This window comes from Phytobacter cepae (genome assembly GCF_054165735.1).
The window spans coordinates 4,571,379-4,596,981 of record NZ_CM135107.1; the positions used below are offsets into that span (position 1 = coordinate 4,571,379).

General features: G+C 55.6%; 28 protein-coding genes. 9 read left to right on the plus strand and 19 right to left on the minus strand.

What is annotated here, in order from left to right; translation table 11 throughout:
* Positions 1 to 61: 61 nt before the first annotated feature.
* From dagF to ACUY4Q_RS21445, 9 genes are all read right to left on the minus strand, one after another.
* Entirely contained in the window at positions 62 to 802 is a 741-nt protein-coding gene (dagF, locus tag ACUY4Q_RS21405) for a 2-dehydro-3-deoxy-phosphogluconate aldolase (protein WP_458044677.1), read from the minus strand.
* Complete coding sequence (locus ACUY4Q_RS21410) at positions 799 to 1,917, minus strand: DgaE family pyridoxal phosphate-dependent ammonia lyase (protein ID WP_458044678.1); 1,119 nt, start codon at positions 1,915 to 1,917, stop codon at positions 799 to 801. Before ACUY4Q_RS21410 ends, dagF begins: the two co-directional genes overlap by 4 nt.
* The gene (locus tag ACUY4Q_RS21415; RefSeq protein WP_458044679.1) at positions 1,901 to 3,034 is read right to left on the minus strand and encodes an amidohydrolase/deacetylase family metallohydrolase; all 1,134 of its coding nucleotides are present in this window, start codon (positions 3,032 to 3,034) and stop codon (positions 1,901 to 1,903) included. The genes ACUY4Q_RS21410 and ACUY4Q_RS21415 overlap by 17 nt, the downstream gene beginning before the upstream one ends.
* Before the next feature lie 118 nt (positions 3,035 to 3,152).
* Positions 3,153 to 3,794 carry a DUF4310 family protein gene (locus tag ACUY4Q_RS21420; RefSeq protein WP_458044680.1) on the minus strand — a complete coding sequence of 214 codons (642 nt, stop codon included), beginning with the start codon at positions 3,792 to 3,794 and terminating at the stop codon, positions 3,153 to 3,155.
* Positions 3,795 to 3,803: 9 nt separating this feature from the next.
* Positions 3,804 to 4,580, minus strand: coding sequence for a DUF4311 domain-containing protein (locus tag ACUY4Q_RS21425; protein WP_458044681.1), 777 nt, complete (start codon positions 4,578 to 4,580; stop codon positions 3,804 to 3,806).
* A 22-nt stretch (positions 4,581 to 4,602) separates the two neighbouring features.
* Positions 4,603 to 4,902: a DUF4312 family protein gene (locus ACUY4Q_RS21430; RefSeq protein ID WP_458044682.1), complete on the minus strand. Its 300-nt coding sequence runs from the start codon at positions 4,900 to 4,902 to the stop codon at positions 4,603 to 4,605.
* A 2-nt stretch (positions 4,903 to 4,904) separates the two neighbouring features.
* Positions 4,905 to 5,267: an SFCGS family glycine-rich protein gene (locus ACUY4Q_RS21435; protein WP_015966151.1), complete on the minus strand. Its 363-nt coding sequence runs from the start codon at positions 5,265 to 5,267 to the stop codon at positions 4,905 to 4,907.
* Between the two features lie 10 nt (positions 5,268 to 5,277).
* On the minus strand, positions 5,278 to 5,616 hold the full coding sequence (locus tag ACUY4Q_RS21440; protein ID WP_458044683.1) for a glycine dehydrogenase: 339 nt from the start codon (positions 5,614 to 5,616) through the stop codon (positions 5,278 to 5,280).
* A 284-nt stretch (positions 5,617 to 5,900) separates the two neighbouring features.
* Positions 5,901 to 6,800, minus strand: a complete 900-nt coding sequence (locus ACUY4Q_RS21445) for a LysR substrate-binding domain-containing protein (RefSeq protein ID WP_458044684.1) — start codon at positions 6,798 to 6,800, stop codon at positions 5,901 to 5,903.
* Positions 6,801 to 6,912: 112 nt separating this feature from the next.
* Between ACUY4Q_RS21445 and ACUY4Q_RS21450 the strand changes: the two genes are divergently transcribed.
* Complete coding sequence (locus tag ACUY4Q_RS21450; protein ID WP_458044685.1) at positions 6,913 to 7,857, plus strand: quinone oxidoreductase family protein; 945 nt, start codon at positions 6,913 to 6,915, stop codon at positions 7,855 to 7,857.
* Between the two features lie 39 nt (positions 7,858 to 7,896).
* On the opposite strand, the gene cybC is transcribed toward ACUY4Q_RS21450, so the two are convergent.
* Both cybC and pmbA read right to left on the minus strand, forming a co-directional pair.
* Entirely contained in the window at positions 7,897 to 8,286 is a 390-nt protein-coding gene (cybC, locus tag ACUY4Q_RS21455; RefSeq protein WP_458044686.1) for a cytochrome b562, read from the minus strand.
* Positions 8,287 to 8,442: 156 nt separating this feature from the next.
* Entirely contained in the window at positions 8,443 to 9,795 is a 1,353-nt protein-coding gene (pmbA, locus tag ACUY4Q_RS21460; protein WP_458047412.1) for a metalloprotease PmbA, read from the minus strand.
* A 94-nt stretch (positions 9,796 to 9,889) separates the two neighbouring features.
* Between pmbA and yjgA the strand changes: the two genes are divergently transcribed.
* The 3 genes from yjgA (at position 9,890) to nadS (ending at position 11,312) form a co-directional block, all read left to right on the plus strand.
* On the plus strand, positions 9,890 to 10,441 hold the full coding sequence (gene yjgA / locus ACUY4Q_RS21465; protein ID WP_437432309.1) for a ribosome biogenesis factor YjgA: 552 nt from the start codon (positions 9,890 to 9,892) through the stop codon (positions 10,439 to 10,441).
* A 188-nt stretch (positions 10,442 to 10,629) separates the two neighbouring features.
* Positions 10,630 to 10,947 (plus strand): type II toxin-antitoxin system RelE/ParE family toxin, encoded by a 318-nt coding sequence (locus ACUY4Q_RS21470; protein ID WP_458044687.1) that lies wholly within the window; start codon positions 10,630 to 10,632, stop codon positions 10,945 to 10,947.
* A gap of 68 nt (positions 10,948 to 11,015) precedes the next feature.
* Positions 11,016 to 11,312, plus strand: a complete 297-nt coding sequence (gene nadS, locus ACUY4Q_RS21475) for a NadS family protein (RefSeq protein ID WP_458044688.1) — start codon at positions 11,016 to 11,018, stop codon at positions 11,310 to 11,312.
* A 48-nt stretch (positions 11,313 to 11,360) separates the two neighbouring features.
* Here nadS and ACUY4Q_RS21480 read toward each other — a convergent pair whose 3' ends face one another.
* Positions 11,361 to 11,645, minus strand: coding sequence for a metal-sensing transcriptional repressor (locus ACUY4Q_RS21480; protein WP_458044689.1), 285 nt, complete (start codon positions 11,643 to 11,645; stop codon positions 11,361 to 11,363).
* A gap of 123 nt (positions 11,646 to 11,768) precedes the next feature.
* On the opposite strand from ACUY4Q_RS21480, the gene ACUY4Q_RS21485 reads away from it, so the two are divergent.
* From ACUY4Q_RS21485 to ACUY4Q_RS21500, 4 genes are all read left to right on the plus strand, one after another.
* The gene (locus ACUY4Q_RS21485; protein ID WP_458047413.1) at positions 11,769 to 12,749 is read left to right on the plus strand and encodes an ABC transporter substrate-binding protein; all 981 of its coding nucleotides are present in this window, start codon (positions 11,769 to 11,771) and stop codon (positions 12,747 to 12,749) included.
* A gap of 56 nt (positions 12,750 to 12,805) precedes the next feature.
* A complete protein-coding gene (locus ACUY4Q_RS21490) occupies positions 12,806 to 13,798 on the plus strand; it encodes a FecCD family ABC transporter permease (protein WP_458047414.1) in 993 nt (330 codons plus the stop codon).
* Entirely contained in the window at positions 13,795 to 14,553 is a 759-nt protein-coding gene (locus ACUY4Q_RS21495) for an ABC transporter ATP-binding protein (protein WP_458044690.1), read from the plus strand. Before ACUY4Q_RS21490 ends, ACUY4Q_RS21495 begins: the two co-directional genes overlap by 4 nt.
* A gap of 259 nt (positions 14,554 to 14,812) precedes the next feature.
* Positions 14,813 to 16,021, plus strand: a complete 1,209-nt coding sequence (locus tag ACUY4Q_RS21500) for an aldose 1-epimerase family protein (protein WP_458044691.1) — start codon at positions 14,813 to 14,815, stop codon at positions 16,019 to 16,021.
* Between the two features lie 66 nt (positions 16,022 to 16,087).
* Here ACUY4Q_RS21500 and mpl read toward each other — a convergent pair whose 3' ends face one another.
* The gene (gene mpl / locus ACUY4Q_RS21505) at positions 16,088 to 17,461 is read right to left on the minus strand and encodes a UDP-N-acetylmuramate:L-alanyl-gamma-D-glutamyl-meso-diaminopimelate ligase (protein WP_458044692.1); all 1,374 of its coding nucleotides are present in this window, start codon (positions 17,459 to 17,461) and stop codon (positions 16,088 to 16,090) included.
* Between the two features lie 173 nt (positions 17,462 to 17,634).
* Here mpl and fbp point away from each other — a divergent pair, with 173 nt between their 5' ends.
* Positions 17,635 to 18,633, plus strand: coding sequence for a class 1 fructose-bisphosphatase (gene fbp / locus ACUY4Q_RS21510; RefSeq protein ID WP_458044693.1), 999 nt, complete (start codon positions 17,635 to 17,637; stop codon positions 18,631 to 18,633).
* A gap of 60 nt (positions 18,634 to 18,693) precedes the next feature.
* Here the strand turns inward: fbp and ACUY4Q_RS21515 are convergent, their stop codons facing one another.
* The 6 genes from ACUY4Q_RS21515 to ytfQ form a co-directional block, all read right to left on the minus strand.
* Positions 18,694 to 19,215, minus strand: a complete 522-nt coding sequence (locus tag ACUY4Q_RS21515; protein WP_458044694.1) for a DUF2569 domain-containing protein — start codon at positions 19,213 to 19,215, stop codon at positions 18,694 to 18,696.
* 54 nt (positions 19,216 to 19,269) lie between these two features.
* Positions 19,270 to 20,835: a methyl-accepting chemotaxis protein gene (locus tag ACUY4Q_RS21520; protein ID WP_458047415.1), complete on the minus strand. Its 1,566-nt coding sequence runs from the start codon at positions 20,833 to 20,835 to the stop codon at positions 19,270 to 19,272.
* 108 nt (positions 20,836 to 20,943) lie between these two features.
* Positions 20,944 to 21,945, minus strand: a complete 1,002-nt coding sequence (gene yjfF / locus ACUY4Q_RS21525; protein WP_458044695.1) for a galactofuranose ABC transporter, permease protein YjfF — start codon at positions 21,943 to 21,945, stop codon at positions 20,944 to 20,946.
* Positions 21,932 to 22,957 (minus strand): galactofuranose ABC transporter, ATP-binding protein YtfT, encoded by a 1,026-nt coding sequence (gene ytfT / locus ACUY4Q_RS21530; RefSeq protein WP_458044696.1) that lies wholly within the window; start codon positions 22,955 to 22,957, stop codon positions 21,932 to 21,934. The genes yjfF and ytfT overlap by 14 nt, the downstream gene beginning before the upstream one ends.
* Before the next feature lie 10 nt (positions 22,958 to 22,967).
* Complete coding sequence (gene ytfR / locus ACUY4Q_RS21535) at positions 22,968 to 24,470, minus strand: galactofuranose ABC transporter, ATP-binding protein YtfR (RefSeq protein ID WP_458044697.1); 1,503 nt, start codon at positions 24,468 to 24,470, stop codon at positions 22,968 to 22,970.
* Between the two features lie 122 nt (positions 24,471 to 24,592).
* Positions 24,593 to 25,549, minus strand: coding sequence for a galactofuranose ABC transporter, galactofuranose-binding protein YtfQ (ytfQ, locus tag ACUY4Q_RS21540; protein WP_458044698.1), 957 nt, complete (start codon positions 25,547 to 25,549; stop codon positions 24,593 to 24,595).
* Positions 25,550 to 25,603 lie beyond the last annotated feature (54 nt).

The following is a 25,603-nucleotide window of genomic DNA, read 5'->3' on the forward strand; positions in this document are numbered from 1 at the left end:
GTGTCCTCTTAACATGGCTTTTCTCCCTCTCCCTAAGGGAGAGGGTCGGGGTGAGGGTGTTTTAACCCACGCGCTGCTGGGTCATCGCCAGCAACTGGCGAACGTCTGCAGGGCGGGTATCGCCGCTGGCCTTATCAATAATAGAACTATAAATATGAGGAATGATTTTACGCACGCCCGCGTCCAGTGCGATCTGTAAAATCTCAGCGTAGTTTTCCAGATCGATGCCCCCCGTCGGCTCCAGCCAGAAGCCGTGGCGGGCGCAGGCCTCTGCCACTGCCTGGTATTCGTCACGGCATTCCAGGCCGCCCATCGGGAAGTATTTAATCGAGCTGCCGCCGAAATCTTTCAGCAGGGCAATCGCGGTGTCTACCGGTACAATGCCGTCCACCGCCTGGCTGCTCAGCGGCCCGGTGGAGATTTTAACCAGGCCCGGCGTGCCCGTTGGCGACACCAGCCCGTTGACCACGGTTTCGTTCTGCCCGAGCAGCGCGCGGCTGGTCGCTACCCCGGTAAAGACCTGGTTAACGTGCTGCGGCTGCACCTCGCGGGAGATGGCGCTGACCATCGCCGACTGATTCGGATCGCCCGCCCCCAGGCCCACTGACAGCGCGTTATCGATAAGCGCCGCGTATTCGCGCATATCAGCAACCGCACTGGCCACGTCCGGGTAATTTTTGGAGAGCACGCCCACCAGCACATGACCTTCCGCCGCCTCATAGATGGCGCTGGCGTTGGCTTTGCTGCCGGCCAGTACGTTCAGACAGACACGATCCCGGTAAAAGTTAGGGGTCAGTTTCATGCACGGTGCTCCTTGTTTAACTCTTCGCTAATGCGGTTTGCCACGATAGCCAGTTGCTCAGCGCTGACGCTACGCACATCGGCTTCGATAATGCCTTCATTGGCTTTGTAGCCACGGAAATAAATAGCGTATTCACCCTGCTTCAGGGCGTTGACCAGCTCACCGGTGGCGATGCCGGTCACGGCTTCATCAAATTTGATTTCACTGCGGGCAATATCACGCCCGGCGCTGTCCCAGACCACGCGGGCACTCACCCCACTGAGGGTGTTAAGTTTGTCGATAAACGGCGTCATCTTCGCCACCATCTCCGCGCCGCTCTCTTTGCGGGCGCTGAGGTAGTGCTCAATGGCGCAGGTCAGCCCCAGAATGCCCTCTTTCCCCACCTTCATCGCCCGGCCAATGCCCGCCGTCTGGCGCTTGACCCACTCCACGTACTGGGTTTTGCCAATAACCAGCCCGCTGGTCGGCCCTTCAATCGCCTTCGCGCCGCTGTAAATCACCAGGTCCGCGCCGGAGCGGTAGTAACACTGCAGATCTTCTTCCGCCGCCGCATCCACAATCAGCGGCAGGTTGTGTTTACGCGCCACCACGACAGCTTGCTCCACGCTGAGCATACTTTTTTGCACGCAGTGGTGTGATTTGATGTAGAGAATGGCCGCCGTGCGCGGGGTGATCGCCGCCGCCAGCTGGTCAGCTGAACACTCGTTGGCGTACCCTGCTTCCACCACTTTGCCACCGCCCAGCGCCACCATGGTGCCCACCGGTGCGCCGTAATTAACGTTGTGCCCGCGCGGCAGGACGATTTCGTTATTCTCAATCGGCGTGATGTGCAGGTTTTCCAGCAGCCAGTCGCTGTCTTTCACCAGCACCGCCGCCACCGACTGGGCAATGCCCGCTGAGGCGCAGGAGACGACCGTCGCCCCTTCCACGTCCAGCAGCTTTGCGATGTACTCCCCGGTTTTATTCACCAGGTCTTTCATTTCGAAGTAGTGGTTCATACCGCTCAGCACCGCCTCGACCACCTCCGGGCGCGGCGTGGAGACACCGAGCGCCGTCATGCGCCCGGAGGCGTTAATCACTTGCTTTAACTGATATTTCTCATAAATCGAAGGCATGCTCTGCACTCCCTTGTTCGGTCATGTAGCCTTTGCCTGCGCGAATGGCAGCCAGCGGCGTCAGTAACTGGTTCGCCTGCAGGCTGTCATTTTCCGCATCACGGAAAAGCACCGGCTGGCTACGGAGGTCAAAAATGGTCAGGTCGGCATCAAAGCCTGGCGCCAGTCGCCCTTTGTGGCGCAGGCGTAAGCTGTCGGCAGCATGGTCGGTGACGCAGGCAATCACCTGCGGCAGTGACATGCCGATGGCGAGGAATTTGGACATCACTTTAGCCAGCGACCAGACCGGCCCGTTGATGCGGTTTCGGCAGTAGATGTCGGAGCTGATGGTCTGTGGCAGAATGCCAAGCGCAATGGCCTGCTTCGCGACGGCGAAGCTGAAACTGGCGCTGCCGTGGCCCACATCCAGCCTGACACCGCGTGCAATCGCCCGGGTGACCGAAGCACGCAGCTCGCCGGACGGCGTCAAAATACGATTCGGCTTGCCGTTATAGCAGTGGGTAATGATGTCGCCCGCGGTCAGTAGTTCGGCAATCTCATCGAGGTTTGGCGGGTTGTTACCGATATGCACCATCAGCGGCAGATCGCCGTTCTCTTTCTGGATTGCTTTGGCGCGCTCCAGCGGTGTAATCCCGTTTTCGCCCACCACGCTGCTGCTCATCCGCGCCTTCAGGCCGACAATGAAATTCGGGTACCGCTTCACCGCCTCACGCACGGCACTGGCGTCAATGTTCGCCATATTCGCCAGCTCGTTTTGCGCAATCAGCCCGACGCGGGAGATATTCAGCAGCGCATAGACCTCCGTGGCAGCGCCCCGCGTGAGAGCGTAGAAATCATCAACATCGTCAGCACCGGTACTGCCTGCGTCAACAACGGTGGTCACGCCCGTGGCGATGCCGACGCTGTCCGGCTGGTCGTTATAAATAGGTGAGTTTGGGTAGCAGTGGACGTGGGCGTCAATCCAGCCTGCGCTGACGTAGTGATCGCCGCCTAAATCAACGGTTTTACTTGCTGACGAATCAATGTCGCCGAGTGCCGCGATTTTGCCCTCTTTAATGCCGATGTCCGTCACCGTGTCATCCACGAGGCGCGCACGGCGCAGGAGTAAATCAAACATAGGTCTTTCCTGTTGAAATGGGGCGCTCGTCCAGGCCTGATAAGCGCAGCGCCATCAGGCCTTATTGCCGGAGGGTGGCTACGCCTTATCCGGCCTACCACTTTCACGCCCGGTCAGATCAAAGTGCAATCGGGAAGATTGAGCCCAGCAGCATGGCACCGAGGATCGCACCACCGGTAATCGGCTTCTGCCAGAGGTAGAACAGCAGTGCGCCAATCAGAGAGCCGACGCCGATGGGAATCGATGCGGTCATCGCGCTGAGGATAATTAACGGCCCCAGGAAGCGACCAGACGCATTACCCGCCCCCATCATCACGTCCGCCCCGTAGGTGGAATCGCTCTGGTTGATGGTGAACTTACGCGCCAGGATGATGATGTAGCCAATCGCCAGACCAATCACCAGGCCGGTCGCCAGCGATGCCATGAAGTTGGTCACCGGGAACATAATCCCTGCGCCCAGCAGCAGGGCCGGAACCCCTAAGCCCACGCCAGTCTGGATCGCGCCGCCAATATCCAGGATCCCCACCAGTGATCCTTCGATGATGCGGGCAAACAGGAAACTCGCGCCAAAGGCCGCCACCGCGCCGTAGGCGCCGGTATCAATGCCCGCTTTCAGCATCGCCACAAAGGCCACTTCGTTAAACGCCCCGATGCCATAGAGGTAGTACATGTGCGTCCCGGCGAACACGCCGGAAGAGAGCAGGCCAACAAAGATCGGAAATGACCAGTCGGCATACCAAAAACCTTTATTCTGTTCCATCGTCATTCCTTACTTGCCGCTGAGCGAGTTATGAATGAGCTCCAGCCAGTTCGGCGCGCTCAGGTGGAAGGACTCGATCATCTTCAGATCGAAGCCACGGAAGAAGGCGCTCAGCACAAACAGGGCCACAATGGCACTCATCATCACTTTGGTGACACGGTTCCAGCCGCTCTCTTCTACCCCTTTACCAATCAGGATGCCCAGCACCAGGCCCGGTACGGCATTGCCCATGATGAGCTGCGCCGCGCCGCCAAACACGGTGGCCCAGAAGCCGGATTTCTTCCCTGCATCAATTGCCGCGAGCCAGAAGATAACCGGCATCACGGTGTTCACCAGCAGGTTGGCCGCGGGCACCAGCACTTTGACCGCCGTGACCTGCAATGCCGCCGGCACGGAGGAGGCTGTCAGGTTGAGGAAGGTCACCACGATCATGCCGATCAGGCCGCAGGCGATGGCCATCTTTTTCGGATCGTGAAGGGTTTCACCGACGTTGCGGTTTTTCACCATCAGGGCCGCCGCGCCCCAGTTAGGGATGATGCGATGATCAACGTCCTGGGTGAAAGATCCTGCCGCCACGGACGAAGCCCAGGCGTTAAAGAAGAAGCCTAAACCAAAGGAGAAGTGCGAAGCCGGATCCCCTTCGCAGGAGTTCAACTCGCCGAGAGTACGAAATGCGCCCATCCCTTGCGTGGTTGGCGCATGAAACATGCGTGCAGCCCCAGCGCCCACGCCGACGCCCACGAGGCCGCCGATGATGAGCGATTTTATTAGTATGATTAAGAACATCAGTCTGCCCTTTCAGTAAAAGTCAGCGTTGCGTAACGAAATCCACCTTGTCGAGATTGATGGCGGTCACGTTGACGGTGACGTCCAGCTCCACGCTGTACGCACGTCTTTCCCGACGCAGAAAGAGGAACAAAAATGCCTCTTTCCGTGCCGTTTCCTGCGCATGAACAACCTGCACATCCTGTGGCTCAATACGCAGTAAAATATGCGGCGACGCTTTCATCACCGCGGCCTGAACGTGGTTCAGCGCATCGGAGAAGGCGCGCGCTTTGCTGTCGCCTTTGCCGTTAACCCTGACCGTGGTGGTGAACTGTTCTTTCATGGTTATGCGCCGTATTTTTTCTGCCACGCCTGCACCAGACGCTCGCCTAACTCTTCTTTGTCCATAAAACCGAAGCCCAGCACATTGCAGCCTTCGTTAATGGCGGTCACACCCTCGTCGACCGAACGCATGCCGTATTTGGCTTTGTAGCCATATTTGGTCTGCGCGGTGATGGCACCCGCGCCACCGCTGCCGCAGAAAGAGATGCCGAAGGTGGCATTTTCCGCTTTCATCATGTCGCCGAGCTTCATGTCGGCAGCCACGCCCGGCACGACGACGGCACGGCCGCCCGCTTTTTCGACCCCTGCTGCCACTTTCTGGCCTTTACCCAGGCGGTCGCCAATCACGACGGTAATCTGTTCCATTTTTCGCTCCTTACAGGTTCTCTTTTGCCACTTCGAAGTGCACCGACAGCAGCCAGGCTTCTTCTTCCGGGAGGTTGCCGAACTCCGCCACCACGTCACGCGCGAGGTTCATGGATTCCGGCGAAATTTCATCAAACAGGCTGGCATCTACGTCCGGCAACGGCTCGCCGGTAACGGACCGGTGTGCCATGGCGCGAACGTGAGAGGTCAGCATTTGCTGCTGCACCGCGTTAGGCACGATGCCGTGATGACCAAGCAGGGCATATACCTGCGTCAGCATGCGTTCGGCCAGGGTTGCCGTTTGCTCAGCCCAGTCTCCAGCGTCGTTCATTACCGCTCCGTTATTCACTCGTCTTACCCCGTTGATGGCCTGGAATAAAACTAACGTTGCAGGTTAAGAGTTTGTAGCGAGGAGTTTTCCACTTCGAAGTGGAAAGGCGAGAGGCTTTAGTGATCTGCACCACATAAATGGGTGACCTGAGGATTTTTGACTCTACGACGGTCACATCTTTGCCCAAAAGATGCGGAAATGAGCCCGGTCGTAAGCATAAAAAAAGTGAGCGTCGAAGGAGAAAAGTGTGAAGTGATAAGGGTTTCTTATGTGATAAATCGTACCCAGCCGATCGAGGTTATCTAACGCGCACCGGATTCCTGGCGCAGAGCGTTAAGAAAGAAGTCGATAAAAGACGATACCGCAGGCAGCGGCGGCCTGACCGGTAAGCGCAGCAGATGCATGGGCCGTTCAGGCGGCGCATATTCCGCTAACACACGGCATAGTCGCCCCTCGTCAATGTCACGCTGTAGCGTCAACGTCGAGTGCAGCACAATCCCCAGCCCGGAGAGCGCCGCCTGACGGATAGCCTCACCGGAATCAACCATCAGCCGGGGGGTGACTGGCACCTCATGCTGGCCCTCTGGCCCTTGCAGATGCCAGCGGTGATCCGACCGCCACTGGCTGAAGCTGATACAGTGGTGCTGTTTTAATTCATCAGGCGTGGACGGCGAGCCATGGCGTTGCAGGTACGCCGGCGAGGCCGCAAGCAGCATGCGGTAGGGTGGGAGCGGCAGCGCAATCATCCCGTCATCGTTGATGCTGCCAATCCTGACCGCCAGTTGAAAGCGCTCTTCAATCAGGTCCACTTTGCGGTCGCTCAACACCATTTCGGCATCCACGCCGGGGTGCTGTTGCAAAAAACGGGAGAGAATGGGGGTCAGGACATGATGCCCGTAAGTCACGGGCGCGCTGATGCGCAGCCTCCCCGTCACACTGTCGTTGAGGTGGTTAGCCAGCCCGTCCGCCTCGCGAACGGCCGCCAGGATTTGCAGGGCGTACTGATAGAAACGCTGGCCCGCCTCCGTAAGGCCCTGTCGACGTGTGGTGCGGTGAATGAGCTGGCAGCCGGTGCGTATTTCCAGCTCGCGAACATGTTTACCGACCATCGCCGGCGTGATGCCCAGCACTTCTGCCGCCGCCGTAAAGCTACCCGTTGTCACCGTACGTACAAAGGATTCCACGCATTTAATGTAGTCCATGCCACCTTCCATTCTAAATTATGGCTATCAAATCATGATACCAAAGTGCGCTTTATCCGCACCTTCGCGGCGAGAATAATGAGTTTATTCTTGGTTATCAGGTCATTTTATTATGCAATCTTTGGTTTTTGAGGATTTTGGTTCTGCCGAGGTGCTCTACCTGCGCGAAACCGCCACGCCCTCGCCTGGGGAGGGCGAGATGCTGGTAGATGTCGCGGCTGCCGGGCTGAACTTTGCTGATGTTTATCGCAGGCAGGGGCGTTACCCCCTGGCAGGAAAAGCCCCCTGGACCGCGGGGTATGAAGGTGCCGGGCGGGTGGTAAACGTTGGCGCAGGCGTGAGCGGCTGGCAACCGGGGGATCGCATCGGCTTTACCGATGTACCGTTAGCGCATGCCAGCCACATCCTCGTTCCGCAAACGCATGCTATTCGCCTGCCGGAGGGCATTACTGAGGTACAGGCCGCCGCCGTGCTGCTGCAAGGATTAACCGCCGATTATCTGATTCATGACGTGCTCCCGGTGTTACCGGGTATGCGCGTTGCCGTGCTGGCGGCTGCCGGTGGGGTTGGACGTTTACTGACCCGAATGCTGGTGCACCGTGGAGTACAGGTGATTGCCGTCGCATCAAGTCAGCAGAAGCAGGAGATTTGTCTGGCCTGCGGGGCAGACACCGCGGTGGGGTATGACAACTGGCACACGTATGCTGCCGGCAGCGATATCGTCTTTGACTCTGTTGGCAGCACTTTGCTGCAAAGCCTGGAAGCGGTAAAAGAAGGGGGGCGGGTGGTGCTGTTTGGCATGTCAGGCGGGACAATTCCGCCGGTTAATCCTGCGGATTTCTTGCTGAAATCTTCGGGCATCCTGGGCGCGGATCTGTGGTCCTATCTCACCTCACGGCAAGAGCGGCAGCTACGGGCGGATCGCCTGTTTGGTCTCATCAAAGCGGGGCATATCTCCCTGCCTCCCATCACCGAATTTCCACTAAGTGAAGGGGCAAAAGCGCATCGTTTGCTGGAGAACCGGGAATTTAGCGGAAAAATTGTGCTGATCCCGTGAGCGAGAAAAAAACGGGGCGAGCGCCCCGCTTCAGGAGACTTAACGGAATTTCTTGTGGTTGCTGTTGCGGGTGGCTTTGAACTCTTCCGCCGCCGCTTTTGCTTCTTTAACTTTACCTTCATTGGCGAGCTTGAGTGCGCCGTCAATCTGCCCAATCAGCGTCTCCATGCCCTGGCGGTAATCTTTCATTTCAGGGCTGTCCGGCGCTTTGTCTTCCAGCTTCGGTGGTGTTGCTTTCTGCGCATCCTGTGCTGCGGTACGCATTTTGGTTAAGGCATCTTTGATGGTCGCCGCATCATCAGACTTTTCGACAACCTGGAGGTTTTTATTGAGGGTGTCCATGTCATCTTCAAGGTCGGCCGCGAAGACATGGGCCGAACTCAGGACAAGGGTAGAGACAGCCAACATCGCCAGCAGTTTTTTCCGCATTGCTCACTTCCTTTTTTATTATTAAAAAAGTTATACCCTAAATAATTCGCGTTTCAGGCAGGCGGCAAACAAGCAAATCCCCAGGAGCTTACATAAGTAAGTGACTGGGGTGAGCGCGTGCTGCCAACGCACCTGCAACGTGAAGTATGACGGGTATTACTGGCCGGCGATTTTCATCTCCGGCAACAACACTGAACCACACTGAATATTGCTACGTGTTTCGATATCGTCAGCAATCGTAACGATATTACGCCACATATCTTTCAAATTTCCTGCAATGGTTATCTCGCTGACCGGATATTGGATCTCGCCATTCTCGACCCAGAAACCGGCCGCACCACGGGAGTAATCCCCGGTGATACCGCTCACGCCCTGCCCCATCAGTTCGGTGACCACCAGGCCAGTGCCCATCTGTTTGAGCAGTTGCTCAAAGCCTAAACCCCGTCCGGCGATCCGCCAGTTGTGAATGCCGCCGGCATGCCCGGTGCTTTTCAGGCCCAGTTTGCGGGCAGAATAATTGGTAAGCAGCCACTGGGTCAGCACACCGTCTTTGATGATGTCACGACGCTCGGTGCGCACCCCTTCGCTGTCGAACGGCGTGGACGCCAGTCCTTTCAGCAGATGTGGATGCTCTTCAATGGTCAGCCACTCCGGGAGGATCTGCTGGCCCAGGGAATCCAGCAGGAAGGTGGACTTGCGGTATACCGACCCACCTGCAATCGCCCCGACCAGATGACCAAAGAGGCCGGTCGCCACTTCATTGGCGAAAATCACCGGGGCTTTCATGGTGGACAGCTTACGCGGTGACAGACGAGATAAGGTACGGCGCGCGCACTCTTCACCTACCCACTCTGCACTTTTCAGGTCATGAATGTCACGACCAATGGTGTAGGCGTAATCGCGCTCCATATCGCCATTTTCTTCGGCAATCACGCAGCTTGAGAGGGAGTGGCGCGTTGAGGCATAACCTTGCAGCATGCCGTGGCTGTTGCCGAATACTTTAATACCATAGTGGCTGTTAAAGCTGCCGCCTTCGGTATTGTTGATGCGCTTGTCTGCTTTAAGCGCTGCCTGCTCGGCACGCGCGGCCAGCTCAATGGCTTCATCCGGGGAGACTTCCGCCGGGTGGAAGAGGTCCAAATCGGGTGCGTCGAAGGCCAGTAGCTCTTTTTCCGCCACGCCCGCGCACGGATCCGGCGAAGTGTAGCGGGCAATATCCAGCGCCGCCTGCACCGTACGGGCGATGGCCTCCGGGCTTAAATCGGTCGATGAAGCACTGCCTTTACGGTTTTGATGATAAACCGTGATGCCCAGCGCGCCGTCACTGTTGAACTCGACGTTCTCCACTTCACCGTAGCGCGTACTGACGCTAATCCCGGTGGTTTTGCTGACGGCCACTTCCGCACCGTCTGATTTTCCAGACGCCAGTTCCAGCGCGGTAGAGACGGCCTCTTCCAGTGCTTTACGTTGTTGTGCAACTTGTGTGATTACTTTCATCGCCAATGCCATAATTAAAGGAGAGATAATTTGAAGTCTAACAGAGAACCGTTTTTCAGTGCGCGCCTTAACTGGTAACATTAGCCTCTTTTTTGAGGAGCCATAGATGACAAAGCAGCCCGAAGACTGGCTCGACGACGTTCCCGGTGACGACATCGAGGACGAAGATGATGAGATAATCTGGGTCAGTAAGAGTGAAATTAAGCGTGATGCCGAAGAGTTAAAACAACTTGGCCTGGAAATGGTTGAGCTTGGCAAAAACGCGCTCGATAAAATCCCGCTGGACCCGGACCTGCGCGCCGCGATTGAACTCGCCCAGCGCATTAAGAAAGAAGGCCGGCGCCGCCAGCTACAGCTGATTGGTAAAATGTTGCGTCAGCGCGACGTTGAACCAATTCGCCAGGCGCTGGACAAGCTGAAAAACCGCCATAACCAACAGGTGGCGCTTTTCCATAAGCTGGAACAGATCCGCGATCGTCTGATTGAAAATGGCGACGACGCGTTGGCAGAAGTGATGAACCTGTGGCCTGACGCTGACCGTCAGCAGCTGCGTTCGCTTATCCGCAATGCCAAAAAAGAGAAAGAAGGCAACAAGCCGCCGAAATCTTCTCGTTTGATTTTCCAGTATCTGCGCGAGCTGGCAGAAGGTCAGGAATAATCCCCTTCCCAGATGTGCGGACTCGCCTCCGCACATCGCTTTTCTCTACACGCTAATACCATTTCTCACTCTTTCTATCCCAGGCACTACAATTCATCATATACATGTACACGGTACATAAAAAACTTTACCCGCGTACCCGGTACACTTAAAATGGTAAAAGGATTACGCTACTATCAGGGATGAAGATGGTAACTTTCATTGAACTCCTGGGTTTCAGCAAACAGCGTCATATACTTTTGCCAGACGACGAATTCCAGGCATTTCAGGAACGATTAATTGAAGATCCTGAAGCTGGAGACACGATTATTGGCACGGGTGGTTTTAGAAAGATTCGGTGGGGCCGTCCTGGAATGGGAAAGCGTGGTGGTGTCAGAGTGATTTACTACAACGTGATATTGAAAGGGCGGATTTATCTGGCGTTGGTTTACCCTAAAAACGAACTTGATGATTTAACAGACGAACAAAAGAAAGCACTGAAAAAATTATCCGATATGTTGATTTAGCGCTTAAGTACTGAACTCCCTCCAGTCAACAAGCCGGATGCGGCGTCAACGAAGGCGATGAGATAACAATGAAAGACGAATTATTTGCCGATCTGCTGGCCAGTGCAGAAGAGATGGTACGAATTGAAAAAGGCGAACAAACACCAGCACCCCAACATGTTCATACCTTTAGCGAGATTGATGTTAAAGCGATTCGTGAAGCAACCGGGTTAAAACAGCAAGACTTTGCCGCTGCCGTAGGTGTCAGCTATGACCTGGTAAAAAGCTGGGAGCTAAAACGCCGTCAGCCCACCGGCGCGCCAAGAAAACTGCTTTTGCTTTTGCAGGCTAATCCTTTTGTCATTAATCAGCTAAAGGCCATTTAAGATTAACCGCGTCATTCAGTACTGACGGCGCGGTAATTCCTGCTCCCCCTATTTCAAAAAACTGCGCATAGCCAGAATGATGTCATCAGCATTGTGGGCAGCTTCCTGCCGGGCAAGACAGGCCATTTCACTACGCACGCTCAGTTCAAGAATTTCGCGCATCATGGCTTTCAGTGCACCGTTGACAGCGGAGAGCTGTTGCAAGGTTCCCGCATAAGGCATAGGGCTGACAAGCAGACCTTCGACTGCCGCTAATTGCCCCTTGAGTTTATTGAACCTGACCTGGAGTTTGTGCTGCTCCGACGGAGTGAGCTCCACCACCTTTTCTTTCATTACCCCCCTCCCCGAATGATTCCCTGTATTGCTCCCTGAAGCATAATATGTATTATGTTATAACATAACAATTTGAGGATCGAGAACGTGTTCATCAGAAAAATAGTGTTGCTGTCTGCCCTAATGGGCTTTGCGCAGACGGGTCTGGCCGCCCAGGTTTATCCACTAACCGTGGAAAACTGCGGAGTCAAAGAAACCTTTAACCAGGCACCGCAGCGGGTAGTGACCGTCGGGCAACATGAAACGGAGCTGCTGCTAGCACTGGGGCTGGAGAAGAAAATCAGCGCCACGTCAGTCTGGTTTGGCCCCTTACCTGGTGCGCTGGCGGAACAGGGCAAGGGTCTGAAAAAACTGGCGGATAATGCCCCTTCTTTTGAAGCTGTCACCGCACAGAACCCGGATCTGGTGCTGGCCCAGTATCACTGGCACATCGGGCCACAGGGGGAAACCGGCACCCGCGAACAATTTGCGTCATTAGGTATCCCGACCTGGATCTCCCCGGCCGACTGCATCGGTAAAAAGGTCACCGACACCTCTAACAGCGACGGTGCGCGCAGCACGCCGTTTACGATTGCGGAAATAGAACGTGAAGTCACTGAACTGGCAGCCATTTTTGACGTGCAGCAGCAGGGTGAAAATCTCAACCAGACGCTGGCCCAGCGTATTCAGAAAGCGCAGGAACGGGCGACAGCGCAGCGTAGTAAGCCGCTGAAAGTGGTGTTCTGGTTCTCCAGCAGTCGTCTGAAAGGTGATCCCTGGGTGGCGGGCGATTATGGCGCACCGGGCTGGATCGGCCATACCCTTGGGCTGAAAAACATCATCGATTCACATGACGAATGGCCAGCCGTGACATGGGAACACATTGCCCAGGCGCAGCCAGATGTTATCGTCATTGCTGAGATGTCGCGTCGGCTCTACCCTGCCGATGATGTGGCAGTGAAGACCGTATTTTTGCACGACGATCCGGTAACCAAAGGTATCCCGGCGGTGAAAAATGGCCATATTATTGTCGTGCCTGCCATGTCGCTGAACCCTTCGCTGCGTAACGTCGATGCCGTCGAGACGATCAGTGAAAAATTAGCAGCGTTCCAGGCGAAACCATGAGTCTTCTCTGCGCCCGCTTACCCTTCGCGCTACCCAATCTGCGCCACCGCAGCCTGATGGCGTTCGGGCTACTGACCCTACCCCTGATGCTGGTGTTCGCGGCGACCGTCGGCGATATGCCGGTCTCTTACGCCAATGCCGGTAAAGCCATCCTCAACGGGCTGGGGCTGGGCACCTACGGCCTGCCCCAGGTTGAAGAGGGCATTGTCTGGCAGTACCGCATGAGCCGGGCACTGATGGCAGCCTGCAGCGGTGGCGGGCTCGCACTTTGCGGCCTGGTGATGCAGGCCATTCTGCGTAACCCGCTGGCGGAGCCGTATATGCTGGGTATTTCTTCCGGCGCGTCTCTGGGCGCGGTCTGCGTGATGCTACTGGGCATAGGCGGCAGCGCGCTGGGCATCAGTAGCGGCGCGTTTATCGGCGCCTGCTGCGCCTTTATCCTGATCATGCTCATCACGCACGGTATGACCGACAGTCCGCCCCGGATACTGCTGGCAGGCATTGCCGGTACCCAGCTTTTTAACGCCATGACCGCGTACATTGTCAGCACATCGGCCAATGCCGAACAGTCGCGTAGCGTGATGTTCTGGCTGCTGGGTAGCCTGAGCGGTGTACGCTGGCCGGATGCCATCCTTGCCCTGATTATCACGCTTATCGGTTTTCTGGTTATCTTTGCTTTTTCGCGATCGCTGGATACCTTCACCTTTGGCGATGAGGTGTCCACCACCCTGGGCGTGCCGGTTTCCCTGGTACGCATAGTGCTGCTGCTCACCTGCGCGCTGGTAACGGCGGTGATGGTCAGCACCATTGGCGCGGTGGGATTTGTCGGACTGGTTATCCCCCATGTCACACGCATGCTGTGCGGTCCTGGTCATCGCCAGTCTATTCCGCTGACCTTCCTGGTTGGTAGCCACTTTATGATCCTCGCCGATGTGGTATCCCGCACGATTATCACCCACCAGGTGCTGCCCATTGGGGTCGTCACCGCGCTCGTGGGCGCACCGGCTTTTGTGTTCCTGCTCTATCGCAGTCGGGAGAAGAGAGAATGAATATTTCAGTCAGTGGGTTACAGATGGCTCTGCAATCACAGAAGGTGCTTCAGGGCATCGATCTTGAACTAGGGACCGGCGAAATCGTCGGCCTGCTGGGGCCAAACGGTTCAGGAAAATCGACGCTGTTACGTTGCCTGGCCGGATTGTTCCCGCGCTATGCCCATCATGTCTGCTTTGATGGCACTCCGCTCAATGAGATGCCTCTGCGCAGCCGGGCAAAACAGTTGGCATTTGTCCCTCAGCACGCCGAGGTCGACGGCGATCTTTGCGTCGAGCAGATCGTCCGCCTGGGGCGCACGCCACACCGTCGGGGTCTTTTCGCCTGGAGCGGCGTAGATGATAGCGCCGTTGAGGACGCTATTTGTCTGATGACACTCTCCTGCCTTCGCCACCGGCACTGGCGGCAACTTTCCGGTGGTGAACGACAGCGCACACAAATAGCCCGTGCGCTGGCACAGCAGCCGCAGCTACTGATTCTGGATGAACCCACCAACCATCTTGATATTGAGTATCAGCTGGAGTTGATGACGCTTATTGCCAAACTGCCAATCACGGTGGTGATCGCGCTGCATGATCTTAATCTCGCCGCCAACTACTGCCAGAGACTGGTGCTGCTGAAAGCCGGTAAAGTGATCGCCAATGGCCCGCCTGAAGCGGTGCTGACCCCTGATGTGATCGAACAAACCTGGCGGGTGAAGGCGAATGTGCTGAGGGAAGAAGCGTCTTTGAACATCCGCTATGCCATGAGGTAATCCCCTTCAGCTTCTCATTCCAACTTTCATTATTTTTAGCGACGCTTTAGCTGAATCGTTAAAGCTAAAACCAATTAATCTCACAACTTTTCTGTATATAACTTGCTTACTACATTGATAATAGCGATCAAACTCATACTTTTGATCGGTTTATATCCCTTTATTACACCAAATGAAATCGATCACATTTTTTGGCGTCAGCAATTATTAGATTTCATGGGTCAGAAACATAATCGATTCAGCAAAAAAGGAATGATGAATGAAAAAGACCCTCGTGATCTCTACCCTGGCCCTGCTTATCTCCGGCAATGTCTGTGCGAAAACCTGGTTGCTGACCAGTGCTGAAAGCGGCATAGAGCAAGGAAACTGGCAGGTCAACAGTCAGAAGCTGAATATTAAAGATCAGACCTTCAGCATCGAACAGAAAGTGTTGCACGGTGGCAAGCAGGAAGGCAGTAAAATCATCACCATTACCAGTCAGAATGGCCTCACCATTACGCTCAGCCCAACGCGCGGCATGAATTTACTGCGCGTAGAAGGTTTTGGCGTCCGTATGGGGTGGGATTCACCGGTTAAAGAGGTGGTTAACCCGGCGTATATCAACCTGGAAAGCCGTAACGGCCTCGGCTGGCTGGATGGATTCAACGAGATGCTGGTGCGTTGCGGTTATGAATGGACCGGACACCCGGTGACCGCTGACGGGCAGATTTACACGCTGCATGGCAAAGTGGGCAACACCCCGGCTTCCCAGGTGTCGGTCGATGTCAGCGAGAAAGCGCCGTATGAAATCCGCATTCGTGGCCTGGTCAAAGAGAGCACCTTTAAGAAGGCCGATCTGCAAACCACGATGGAGCTGAGCTACATCCCTGGCAGCAACAGCTTTACGCTGCACGACGTGCTGACCAACCATGCTGACTATGCGCATGATTATCAGATTATCTACCACAGCAACTTCGGCACGCCGATTCTGGAAGACGGCGCGCGCTTTATTGCCCCGGTCGAGAGCGTCAGCCCGTTCAATGATTACGCCAAAGCGGGCCTGAAAGGATGGCAAACCTACAGCGGCCCGACCAAAGGCTTCGATGAGATGGTCTTCAACCTTAAACCGCTGGCAGACTCCGCCAACCAGACCGTGGCTGCGGTGCTGAACAAGGCAGGCGATAAAGGCGCGGCCATCAGCTTTAACACTCAGCAGTTACCGGTGCTGACGCTGTGGAAAAATACCGACACCCTGAAGCAGGGCTATGTCACCGGGATTGAGCCCGGTACCAGTTACGCCTACCCGGTGACCATTGAACGTGAACAAAAACGCGTGAAGAAACTGGAACCCGGCCAGAGCACCCGTTTTGACCTGACCTACACCCTGTTGCACAACGCCAGCCAGGTGCAGGACGTTGAAAAACGGGTCGCAGACATTCAGGGCAGCAAAACGCAGCAGGTGATTGAGACGCCGATCGCCAAAGAATAAGCATAAAAAAACCGCGCCATTTCCATCAGATGGCGCGGTTACTGTTGGTGGCCTTAACGGGCTACCTTACTCTACGGCTTCGGCTTTCTTCGCCAGACCGTCCAGCAGCTTCTGATGGATGCCACCAAAGCCCCCGTTGCTCATCACCAGAATATGATCGCCCGGCAGTGCGGTTTTCAGGATCATCTCCGCCAGCGCGTCAACGTCGCCGCTCCAGTGAGCAGGCTGCACGCAGGCATCGGCCACTTCCACCACCTGCCAGGGAATGTGCGGTGGCTGCAGCAGGAAAACTTCATCCGCGCGTCCCAGCGACGGCGCCAGATCGTCCTTACTGTGGCCCATTTTCATGGTGTTAGAGCGAGGTTCAAGCACCGCGATGATGCGCGCCGTACCGCCGACTTTACTGCGCAGCGCGGCAAGCGTCGCCAGAATCGCCGTCGGATGATGTGCGAAATCGTCGTAGACCTTCACGCCATGCGCTTCACCGCGTAGCTCCAGGCGACGACGGGCGTTAATAAACGTTCCCAGTGCATCAGCAGCCTCTTTTGGCGCGACGCCCACATGACGGGCAGCGGCAATCGCCATCAGACCGTTATGCATGTTGTGCTCGCCCACCAGGCCCCATTTCACCTGACCGACGACTTCACCATCCAGCAGCACGTCCCACTCGGAGGCATCGGTGGTCAGTTTTTTCGCCTGCCAGTGCCCCTGCTCACCCACCAGCTCCTGTTCACTCCAGCAGCCCATCGCCAGCGTCTGCTTGAGGTTAATGTCGTTTTCCGGCCAGATAATTTTGCCCTGCCCAGGGACGATGCGCACCAGGTGGTGGAACTGTTTCTGGATCGCTTTCAGGTCGTCAAAGATATCCGCATGATCGAACTCAAGGTTATTGAGGATCAGCGTGCGCGGGCAGTAGTGAACGAATTTGGAGCGCTTATCGAAGAAGGCGCAGTCATATTCGTCCGCTTCGATAACGAAGAACGGACTCTCACCCAGGCGGGCGGAGACGTCAAAGTTGCCCGGTACGCCGCCGATCACGAAGCCCGGCTTATAACCGCAAACCTCCAGAATCCAGGTCGCCATGCCTGCCGTGGTGGTTTTACCATGGGTTCCAGCAACCGCCAGCACCCAGCGGTCACGGAGTACGAAATCATGGAGCCACTGCGGACCAGACATAAAGGGAATGTTTCTTTCCAGCACCGCTTCGACGCAGGGATTTCCACGGGTCATGGCATTGCCAATGATCACCAGATCCGGCGGGTTATCAAGCTGGCTGGCGTCATAACCCTGAATAAGTGCAATACCTTCTTTTTCTAACAGGGTGCTCATCGGCGGATACACATTGGCATCCGAACCCGTTACCTCGTGGCCCAGCGTGCGGGCAAGCAAAGCCAGACCGCCCATGAAAGTGCCACAAATTCCCAATATATGAATGCGCATTCGTCTCTTCCTTCGTATCTTTGGGGCGCATTTTACGCATATGTTTAACGTGACGGAAATGCATTTCAGGATAATCCGTATCCTGCTGGCGCGATTCACCTGTGCGCGAACATTTGAATCTTTGTTAAGATTGTTGAGGTCACATTACTCCACATAAAATGCAGGGACAGGGTATGAAAACGTTAGGTGAATTTATTGTTGAGAAACAGCACGAATTTTCTCACGCTACCGGTGAGTTAACCGCGCTGCTGTCAGCAATAAAACTGGGTGCCAAGATCATCCATCGCGATATCAACAAAGCCGGTCTGGTTGATATCCTGGGTGCCAGCGGTGCTGAGAACGTGCAGGGCGAGGTGCAACAAAAACTCGACCTGTTTGCGAATGAAAAGCTTAAAGCCGCACTGCGTGCACGTGATATTGTCGCCGGGATCGCCTCAGAAGAAGAAGATGAAATCGTCGTCTTCGAAGGATGTGAACATGCGAAATACGTTGTGCTGATGGACCCCCTGGATGGCTCCAGCAACATCGATGTTAACGTCTCTGTCGGGACAATTTTCTCAATCTACCGCCGCGTCACACCGGTTGGTACACCTGTCACCGAAGAAGACTTCCTGCAGCCGGGTAGCCAGCAGGTAGCCGCAGGTTATGTGGTTTACGGTTCGTCCACCATGTTGGTTTACACCACCGGCTGTGGCGTTCATGCCTTCACCTATGACCCGTCTCTGGGGGTATTCTGCCTGTCTCAAGAACGTATGCGCTTCCCGGAGAAGGGCAACACCTACTCCATTAACGAAGGCAACTACATTAAGTTCCCGCAGGGCGTGAAGAAGTATCTTAAGTTCTGTCAGGAAGAAGATAAGGCGACGCTGCGCCCCTACACCACGCGCTATATCGGCTCACTGGTAGCAGACTTCCATCGTAACCTGCTGAAAGGCGGCATCTACCTCTACCCAAGCACCGCAAGCCACCCGGAAGGGAAACTGCGCCTGCTGTATGAGTGCAACCCGATGGCGTTCCTGGCGGAACAGGCGGGCGGTAAAGCCAGTGACGGTAAAGAACGTATTCTGGATATCGTGCCGCAAACGCTGCACCAGCGCCGTCCGTTCTTCGTTGGGAACGAGCATATGGTGAATGATGTGGAACGTCTTATGCGCGAGTACCCGGACGCATAACACCCGTACCCCGGATGCGGCCTTGCGCCGTCATCCGGGTTTTCTCTGCGCAGTAATGTGTTAATGCACAAAGGTACGTTTAACGCGTGTTGATACGCGGAAATAAGGTATCCAGATGCAGCAGGCAACAATCGCGCGAATCAGAGAACGTGCATCGTCATAGCCAAACGGAAGGTTCATCAGCGCCTTCGCCAGCCATATATCCATGCCCACAAACACCACGCCGTAAACAAGAAAAATGATGTAAGTAAGCGGTAACTTACGCTTTTTGCGCAGGAAGAGACTGCCCACATAAACCGTTAGCAGAAATTGTCCGATAAAACCAAAGAGCTCAAAATAAATGACCACCAACCCACGGGAGGTGAAGCTGCTGCTAAATTCCAGCAGGGCACGTGCGGTGTTGTTGATGGCGAAAATACTTACCACCAACGCCACAAGCAGTCCCAGCGCGGGAAGATACAGCCAGCCACCGATTTTCTTAAATGCTTTGTTCTCGCATGCTTCGCAATAATCACCGCCCTGCAGCGCTTCGTTATCGCATTGAATACAAATGTTTTTTCTGATTTCTTCCTGCGTATCCATCTATCCTTACCCTGTCGATATTTAACCCCGCGCGAACCTGCGCAGCGTTAATTATTATGCAGCTGGCTGTAAACGGAAAGAGGCCATTGCATCCAGGAGCTCACGGGATTGCTCTTCCAGCGAGCGTGTTGCCGCAGAAGATTGCTGTACCAGTGCGGCGTTCTGCTGCGCCGTCTCGTCCATCTGACTGACCGCGATATTCACCTGCTCGATACCGCGACTCTGCTCCTGCGAGGCGCTGGCAATCTCGCGCATCAGCTTGGTCATGCGCATGACTTCGGCAGCAATTTCATCCATGGTTTCGCCCGCCTGCATCGCCAGGTCGCTCCCTTCAGAAACATGGGCCTGCGAGCTACTGATAAGCTGGCGGATCTCTTTGGCCGCATCACCGCTGCGGCTCGCCAGGTTGCGCACTTCCCCTGCCACCACCGCAAAGCCACGGCCCTGCTCGCCGGCACGCGCCGCTTCGACAGCGGCGTTAAGCGCCAGAATGTTGGTCTGGAAAGCGATGCTGTCGATCATGCTAAGAATGTCAGCAATACGGCTGGAACTGTCAGAAATGTCGCGCATTTTCTCAATCACGTAGCAGACCATTTCGCTGCCGCGATCGGCGGTATCAGAGACGGCTTTCGCCAGCTGATGCGCCTGATCGGCGTTATCAGCGTTCTGTTTCACGGTCGCGGTGATCTCTTCCATTGAGGCCGCGGTTTGCTCCAGTGAGGTCGCCGTGGATTCGGTCCGTTGCGCCAGATCGACGTTACCCAACGACAGCTCACGGCTGCCGGTATCAATCTGCGAGCTGGCATCACGAACGCGGGTCACCGAGTTGATCAACGAATAACGCATGTTCTCAATAGCGGTATTGAGACGGTTGAACTCTTTACTTGCAGAGTGAGTGCTTACTTCGCTCAAATTACCTGCTGCGACGTGCTCAAGTTGGACAATGGACGCATTCAGCGGCTTAAGGAGCATATGGCGCAGTGAAAGCCAGGCCAGCACAATCACCCCTGCCGCTACCAGAGCAACGACCACAATCAGCATCATGACAATGTTCTTGCTCGACTGCACTGCACCCACTTCAGCCTTGCCACGCGCTTCGCCCCAGGCCTGAAATACCTGCATGTCATTATCAAACTGGCGGGAGACAGGGATTAGTTTGTTTTCCAGCAGATCGTAATACTCATCCGGGCTCTGCGCTTTCAATGCGGCCTGCATCGGTTTGATGCCCTGAGCGACATAATCCGCATAGCTTTTAGAGACCTGAGCGAGCAACGCGGTGCCTTTTTCATCATCCACGCCCGCCTTAAACACGCTATCCAGCGCCTTCTGGCCTTTATCAATCTCGTCGTTGATGGTTTTAACCGACTTCTCCGCATCGGTCAGCAGACCGACCTCCATCATGCGCACCGCCTGTCCCGACTCGTTACGCGCACGCAAAATTCGCGTATAGCCTTCGTTCAGGCGCGCCATTTTCTCCCCCTGTAGCACGCTGATGCGTTCCAGTGAAGAAGAGCTTTTACTGAGGGCATAAATCCCCATGCCGCTGACCAGCAGCAGAAGAAGAGTCATCACGGCGAGAAGAGAGAGCAAGCCGGTGCGGAGCGAGAGCGTTCTGAGCATGATAGTTTTTCCGGTAACAGAGATTCTTTCAGGCATAAATTAAGCCTCATTGGCAGGTTATCGTCCGCCACCGGAAAAACTTTAGCTGTTTATAATAATTTCAATACGTTACTGCTTTGTTGCTACCGTGCTAACGCGTGTAACAGGCGAGCTTTGGCGGTTCTCCCAGAGCACCGTCAGACCCCGTTGTAACGCGATGAAAATAAACAACAAAATGCCGATCGCAATTTTGGTCCACCACGAGCTGAGCGTGCCGTCAAAGTTGATGTACGTCTGGATGAGCCCCTGAATGGCCACCCCAAAAAGGGTGCCAAGCACCGTGCCCACGCCACCGCTCAGTAACGTGCCACCGATGACCACCGAGGCGATGGCGTCCAGCTCGACACCGACCCCCGCCAGCGCATAGCCTGCCTGGGTATAAATCGAGAACACAATCCCTGCCAGGGTGGCGAGGCCTGTGGAGAGCATATAGATACGAATGGTAGTACTGCGGGTAGAGATCCCCATCAGGTTAGCAGAGGTGGCGCTGCCGCCAATGGCATACACCTCATTACCAAAGCGAGTGCGGTGCGCGAGGAAGATACCAATCACCACAACGCCCAACATCAAGAGCCCCATTGCACTCAGGCGCCCGCCACCGGGAATCAGCCAGGAGAGGCTGGACAAGCTGTCATAGACCGGGTGATTGATCGGAATGGATTCTTCAGAGAGCAGGTAACTCACCCCGCGCAGGAAGAACATCCCGGCCAGGGTAATGATAAAGGCGGGAATTTTCAGCGCATCGATCAAAAGCCCCATAAAGGCCCCGAATGCGCAGCCCATCACCAGCACCAGCGGAAAGGCTAGCAGGGGCGAAATGCCCCAGAAGCCGATCGCTTTGGCTAAGAACACCCCGGTGAAGGCAATAACAGAACCGACGGAAAGGTCAATCCCGCCGGAGAGGATCACAAAGGTCATGCCGACAGCGATAATGCCTAAAAAGGCGTTATCAGTCAGAATGTTACAAATTACCCGTGTCGATGCAAAACCGGGAAACTGCGTCAGGCAGTAGAGATACCCCAGCACAAAGACGCCGAGGGTGATCATCAGCGGCAGGTTACGTTTTATCATGACCGCGAGCTCCTTTAATCAGTGCAATAAAGCGCGGCGACTGAACAATCAGCACGCACAACACCACCACCGCTTTCACCACCTGGTTAAGCTCTGGCTGGAAGCCTGAGAGCAAAATCCCCGTGTTCATTCCCTGGATAATCAGCGCACCGATTACCGACAGCACTAAGTTGAAGCGCCCGCCCATCAGCGACGCCCCACCAATGACCACGGCCAGAATGGCATCCAGCTCCAGCCACAATCCGGCGTTATTGGCATCCGCACCGCGAATGTCCGCCGCAACAATCACCCCGGCGATGGCGGCACAGACGCCGCTCAACACGTAGGTAAGCATCACGACGACGCGGGTATTTACCCCGGCGTTTTTCGCAGCACGAATGTTAATGCCGACCGCTTCAATAAACATGCCCAGCGCGGTTTTACGGGTGAACAGCCAGAAGATAACCAGCGTCACCAGCGCAATAATCACCGGCGTCGGGAACAGCAGCAGCTTGCCGCTGCCAATCCACGCCAGATCCGGGGCGTTAAAGGTGACGATCTGCCCGGAGGTGATCAACTGCGCCACCCCGCGCCCGGCCACCATCAGAATGAGTGTGGCAACAAAAGGCTGAATTTTGAGGATCGCGACCAGTACGCCGTTCCATAGCCCGGCTAATACCCCGGTCCCCAGCGCCGCCAGCAGCACCACCGGCAGGCTGTGCCCGGCGACGGTCATCGACGCGGCCGTGGCCCCGGCAATCGCCATCGTCGCACCGACCGACAGGTCGATACCGCCGGTGGCAATCACCAGCGTCATCCCCACAGCCAGCAGAGCAACCGGCGCCGCGCGGTTGAGGATATCGATCGGGCTACCGAAGAGACGCCCATCCTGCAATACGACCTGCAGAAAATGGGGTGCGACCATGCTGTCGACCAGCAGCACCAGCAGCAACGCCAGAATTTGTGGCGTGCCTGTCGGCCATCTGAAGCGCCGTTTAGCCGGCCCGGTTTGTGGAAGTGATTGAGGCATCACAGATTACTCCTTATGCCGCGATGGCATTCATGATCGCCGGAACCGACAGCTCAGCGAGCGGAATTTCCGCTACCTGTTTGCGATCGCGCATGATAATCACCCGGTCGGCATAGCCCACCAGCTCCTCCAGTTCAGAGGAGATAACCAACAGCGCCAGACCATCGGCACACAGGGTTTCAATCAGGCGGATAATTTCCGCATGGGCTCCCACATCGATGCCGCGCGTAGGCTCATCGAGGATCAGGAACTGCGGTTTGGTCAGCAGCCAGCGCGAGAGCAGTACTTTTTGCTGATTCCCACCGGAGAGAAACTCAATGGGTTGCTCGGCACTCGGCGTGCGGATGCCCAACTGACGGATGAAGCGCTCTGCGATGGCATTCTGCTCGCGCCGGGGAATCGGACGCAGCCAGCCCCGCTGGGCTTGCAGCGCCAGAACGATATTTTCCCGCACGGATGCCGCAGCAATAATCCCGTCAGTTTTCCTGTCTTCCGGGCAAAAACCAATGCCCAGACAGGAAGCCTGATGCGGCGAACGCAGCGTCTGCGGTTTGCCTTTGATCAACGCGCTGCCGCTGTCGGCAGGCTTGATGCCAAAAATCACTTCGGCAGTTTCGGTACGCCCGGAACCCAGAAGGCCAGCCAGCCCGACAATTTCACCGGGGCGAACCTCGAGATCAAACGGGTTGATGGTCCCTTTCTTGCCGAAATCTTTAAAGGCGGCGACGGGTTTTTCGCTCAGTAAGGTGCGGCCCGCACGTTGCAGAGCGTTGTTATCGAGTTCACGACCAAGCATCATCTTCACCAGCTCAATTTGCGGCAGCTCACGGGTTTCGCGACAGCCAACAAAGCCCCCGTTACGCAGCACGGTGATGCGATCGCTGACTTCGTACACCTGGTCAAGAAAGTGGGTCACGAAAATGAGTGCCACGCCCTGAGCACGAAGCTGGCGCATCAGGGTAAAGAGCATCTCCACTTCCTGCGTATCAAGGCTGGCGGTGGGCTCATCGAGGATGAGCACTTTGGCGGAGAGATCGATGGCACGGCAGATGGCCACGATTTGTTGCATAGCAACAGAATAGCGGTTGAGCGGCTCGCGCACATCCAGTGAGAAACCATAAGATTCCATCAACTCGGTGGCGCGTTTTTCCATCTCTTTGCGGCGCAGTAAGCCGAAGCGGCGTGGCTCACGGCCAATAAACAGGTTATCTGCCACCGACATGTTTGGCAGCAGGTTCACTTCCTGATAAACCGTCCCAATTCCCAGTTGTTGAGCATGGGCGGTATTTTTGGGATTAATTTGCTGGCCTTCCAGCCAGATAGTGCCGCTGTTTGCGTGGTAAACGCCCGTCAGGGCTTTAATCAGCGTCGATTTTCCCGCGCCATTTTCACCGAGTAACGCCATTATTTCGCCCCGACGGAGACTGAAATTGACGTTATCCAGCGCCTTAACGCCCGGGAAGTATTGGCAAAGCCCCTCGGTACGGAGGATTTCCTGGTGTTGTTCGGTGGTCATTGTTTTCTCCCCCTCACCCTGACCCTCTCCCCGGAGGGGAGAGGGGATAGATAGTGCCAGCCCGTCGACACCCTCTCCCCTCTGGGGAGAGGGCTGGGGTGAGGGGCAGAGCGATAAAGGCATTAATAGCCCATATTTTTCTTCTTCTCTAACTCTTCTTTCGCGGTATCCGGCAGGTAGAGCGTCGATTTAGTGATGGTCACTTTTTCAGGCAGGGTGCCGTCTTTTTTGAATTTCTCCAGCGCGTCGAAGGCCGGGCCAGCCATGTTCGGCGTCAGTTCAACGCTGGCATTTGCCTCACCGTCGATCATCGCCTTGTAGATGTCCGGTACGCCGTCAATCGAGCCGGTGAGGATATCTTTGCCTGGTTTCAGACCCGCTTCTTTGATGGCCTGAATGGCACCGATCACCATGTCATCGTTATGGGCATAAACCATGCAGATGTTTTTGCCGTTGTTCTCTGCTTTGATAAAGCTTTCCATGACCTCTTTCCCTTTACTGCGGGTGAAGTCGCCAGACTGAGAACGAATGATTTTGATGTTAGAGGCTTTAGAGATGGCTTCGGCAAAGCCTTTTTTACGATCGATAGCCACGCTCGCACCCACGGTGCCCTGCAGCTCAACCACATTACATTGCTTGCCATCCACCTGTTTGATCAGCCAGTCCCCAATCAACTTGCCTTCGAGTACGTTGTCTGCGGTAACGGTAGTCATGTAGAGATCTTTATCTTTTACATCAATAGAACGATCGAGCAGGAAGACCGGGATTTTGGCGTCTTTAGCTTCTTTCAGCACCGGTTCCCACCCTGTTGCAACAACAGGCGCAATGAAGATGGCATCAACACCCTGCGCGATGAAGGAGCGTACCGCTTTGATTTGGTTTTCCTGTTTTTGCTGCGCATCAGCAATTTTCAGAGTAATACCGCGTTTTTGAGCTTCGCTCTTCGCGACGTTGGTTTCAGCGGCTCGCCAGCCAGATTCAGAACCAACTTGGGAAAATCCCACCGTCAGTGGGGCGGCCATCGCCATAGACGACATGGCTGCCGAAACTGCTGTGACAAGAAGTAAGCGCTTCCACATATGTGTATCCTCGTAGGGTTATTATTGGCTACAACTTCGCCTGCGGGGAAACTA

Bases quoted from the DNA above. Each gene is read 5' to 3' on its own strand.
- yjfF (WP_458044695.1), bottom strand. From the start codon at position 21,945: ATGATAAAACGTAACCTGCCGCTGATGATCACCCTCGGCGTCTTTGTG.
- nadS (WP_458044688.1), top strand. From the start codon at position 11,016: ATGAAAGACGAATTATTTGCCGATCTGCTGGCCAGTGCAGAAGAGATG.
- ACUY4Q_RS21425 (WP_458044681.1), bottom strand. From the start codon at position 4,580: ATGTTCTTAATCATACTAATAAAATCGCTCATCATCGGCGGCCTCGTG.
- ACUY4Q_RS21415 (WP_458044679.1), bottom strand. From the start codon at position 3,034: ATGTTTGATTTACTCCTGCGCCGTGCGCGCCTCGTGGATGACACGGTG.
- ACUY4Q_RS21520 (WP_458047415.1), bottom strand. From the start codon at position 20,835: ATGCTCAGAACGCTCTCGCTCCGCACCGGCTTGCTCTCTCTTCTCGCC.
- pmbA (WP_458047412.1), bottom strand. From the start codon at position 9,795: ATGGCATTGGCGATGAAAGTAATCACACAAGTTGCACAACAACGTAAA.
- ACUY4Q_RS21490 (WP_458047414.1), top strand. From the start codon at position 12,806: ATGGCGTTCGGGCTACTGACCCTACCCCTGATGCTGGTGTTCGCGGCG.
- ytfR (WP_458044697.1), bottom strand. From the start codon at position 24,470: ATGACCACCGAACAACACCAGGAAATCCTCCGTACCGAGGGGCTTTGC.
- fbp (WP_458044693.1), top strand. From the start codon at position 17,635: ATGAAAACGTTAGGTGAATTTATTGTTGAGAAACAGCACGAATTTTCT.
- ACUY4Q_RS21435 (WP_015966151.1), bottom strand. From the start codon at position 5,267: ATGGAACAGATTACCGTCGTGATTGGCGACCGCCTGGGTAAAGGCCAG.
- ACUY4Q_RS21485 (WP_458047413.1), top strand. From the start codon at position 11,769: ATGGGCTTTGCGCAGACGGGTCTGGCCGCCCAGGTTTATCCACTAACC.
- ACUY4Q_RS21515 (WP_458044694.1), bottom strand. From the start codon at position 19,215: ATGGATACGCAGGAAGAAATCAGAAAAAACATTTGTATTCAATGCGAT.
- ACUY4Q_RS21495 (WP_458044690.1), top strand. From the start codon at position 13,795: ATGAATATTTCAGTCAGTGGGTTACAGATGGCTCTGCAATCACAGAAG.
- ACUY4Q_RS21500 (WP_458044691.1), top strand. From the start codon at position 14,813: ATGAAAAAGACCCTCGTGATCTCTACCCTGGCCCTGCTTATCTCCGGC.
- ACUY4Q_RS21420 (WP_458044680.1), bottom strand. From the start codon at position 3,794: ATGGAACAGAATAAAGGTTTTTGGTATGCCGACTGGTCATTTCCGATC.
- dagF (WP_458044677.1), bottom strand. From the start codon at position 802: ATGAAACTGACCCCTAACTTTTACCGGGATCGTGTCTGTCTGAACGTA.
- ACUY4Q_RS21480 (WP_458044689.1), bottom strand. From the start codon at position 11,645: ATGAAAGAAAAGGTGGTGGAGCTCACTCCGTCGGAGCAGCACAAACTC.
- ACUY4Q_RS21410 (WP_458044678.1), bottom strand. From the start codon at position 1,917: ATGCCTTCGATTTATGAGAAATATCAGTTAAAGCAAGTGATTAACGCC.
- ACUY4Q_RS21470 (WP_458044687.1), top strand. From the start codon at position 10,630: ATGGTAACTTTCATTGAACTCCTGGGTTTCAGCAAACAGCGTCATATA.
- ytfQ (WP_458044698.1), bottom strand. From the start codon at position 25,549: ATGTGGAAGCGCTTACTTCTTGTCACAGCAGTTTCGGCAGCCATGTCG.
- ACUY4Q_RS21430 (WP_458044682.1), bottom strand. From the start codon at position 4,902: ATGAAAGAACAGTTCACCACCACGGTCAGGGTTAACGGCAAAGGCGAC.
- ACUY4Q_RS21450 (WP_458044685.1), top strand. From the start codon at position 6,913: ATGCAATCTTTGGTTTTTGAGGATTTTGGTTCTGCCGAGGTGCTCTAC.
- yjgA (WP_437432309.1), top strand. From the start codon at position 9,890: ATGACAAAGCAGCCCGAAGACTGGCTCGACGACGTTCCCGGTGACGAC.
- ACUY4Q_RS21445 (WP_458044684.1), bottom strand. From the start codon at position 6,800: ATGGACTACATTAAATGCGTGGAATCCTTTGTACGTACGGTGACAACG.
- cybC (WP_458044686.1), bottom strand. From the start codon at position 8,286: ATGCGGAAAAAACTGCTGGCGATGTTGGCTGTCTCTACCCTTGTCCTG.
- mpl (WP_458044692.1), bottom strand. From the start codon at position 17,461: ATGCGCATTCATATATTGGGAATTTGTGGCACTTTCATGGGCGGTCTG.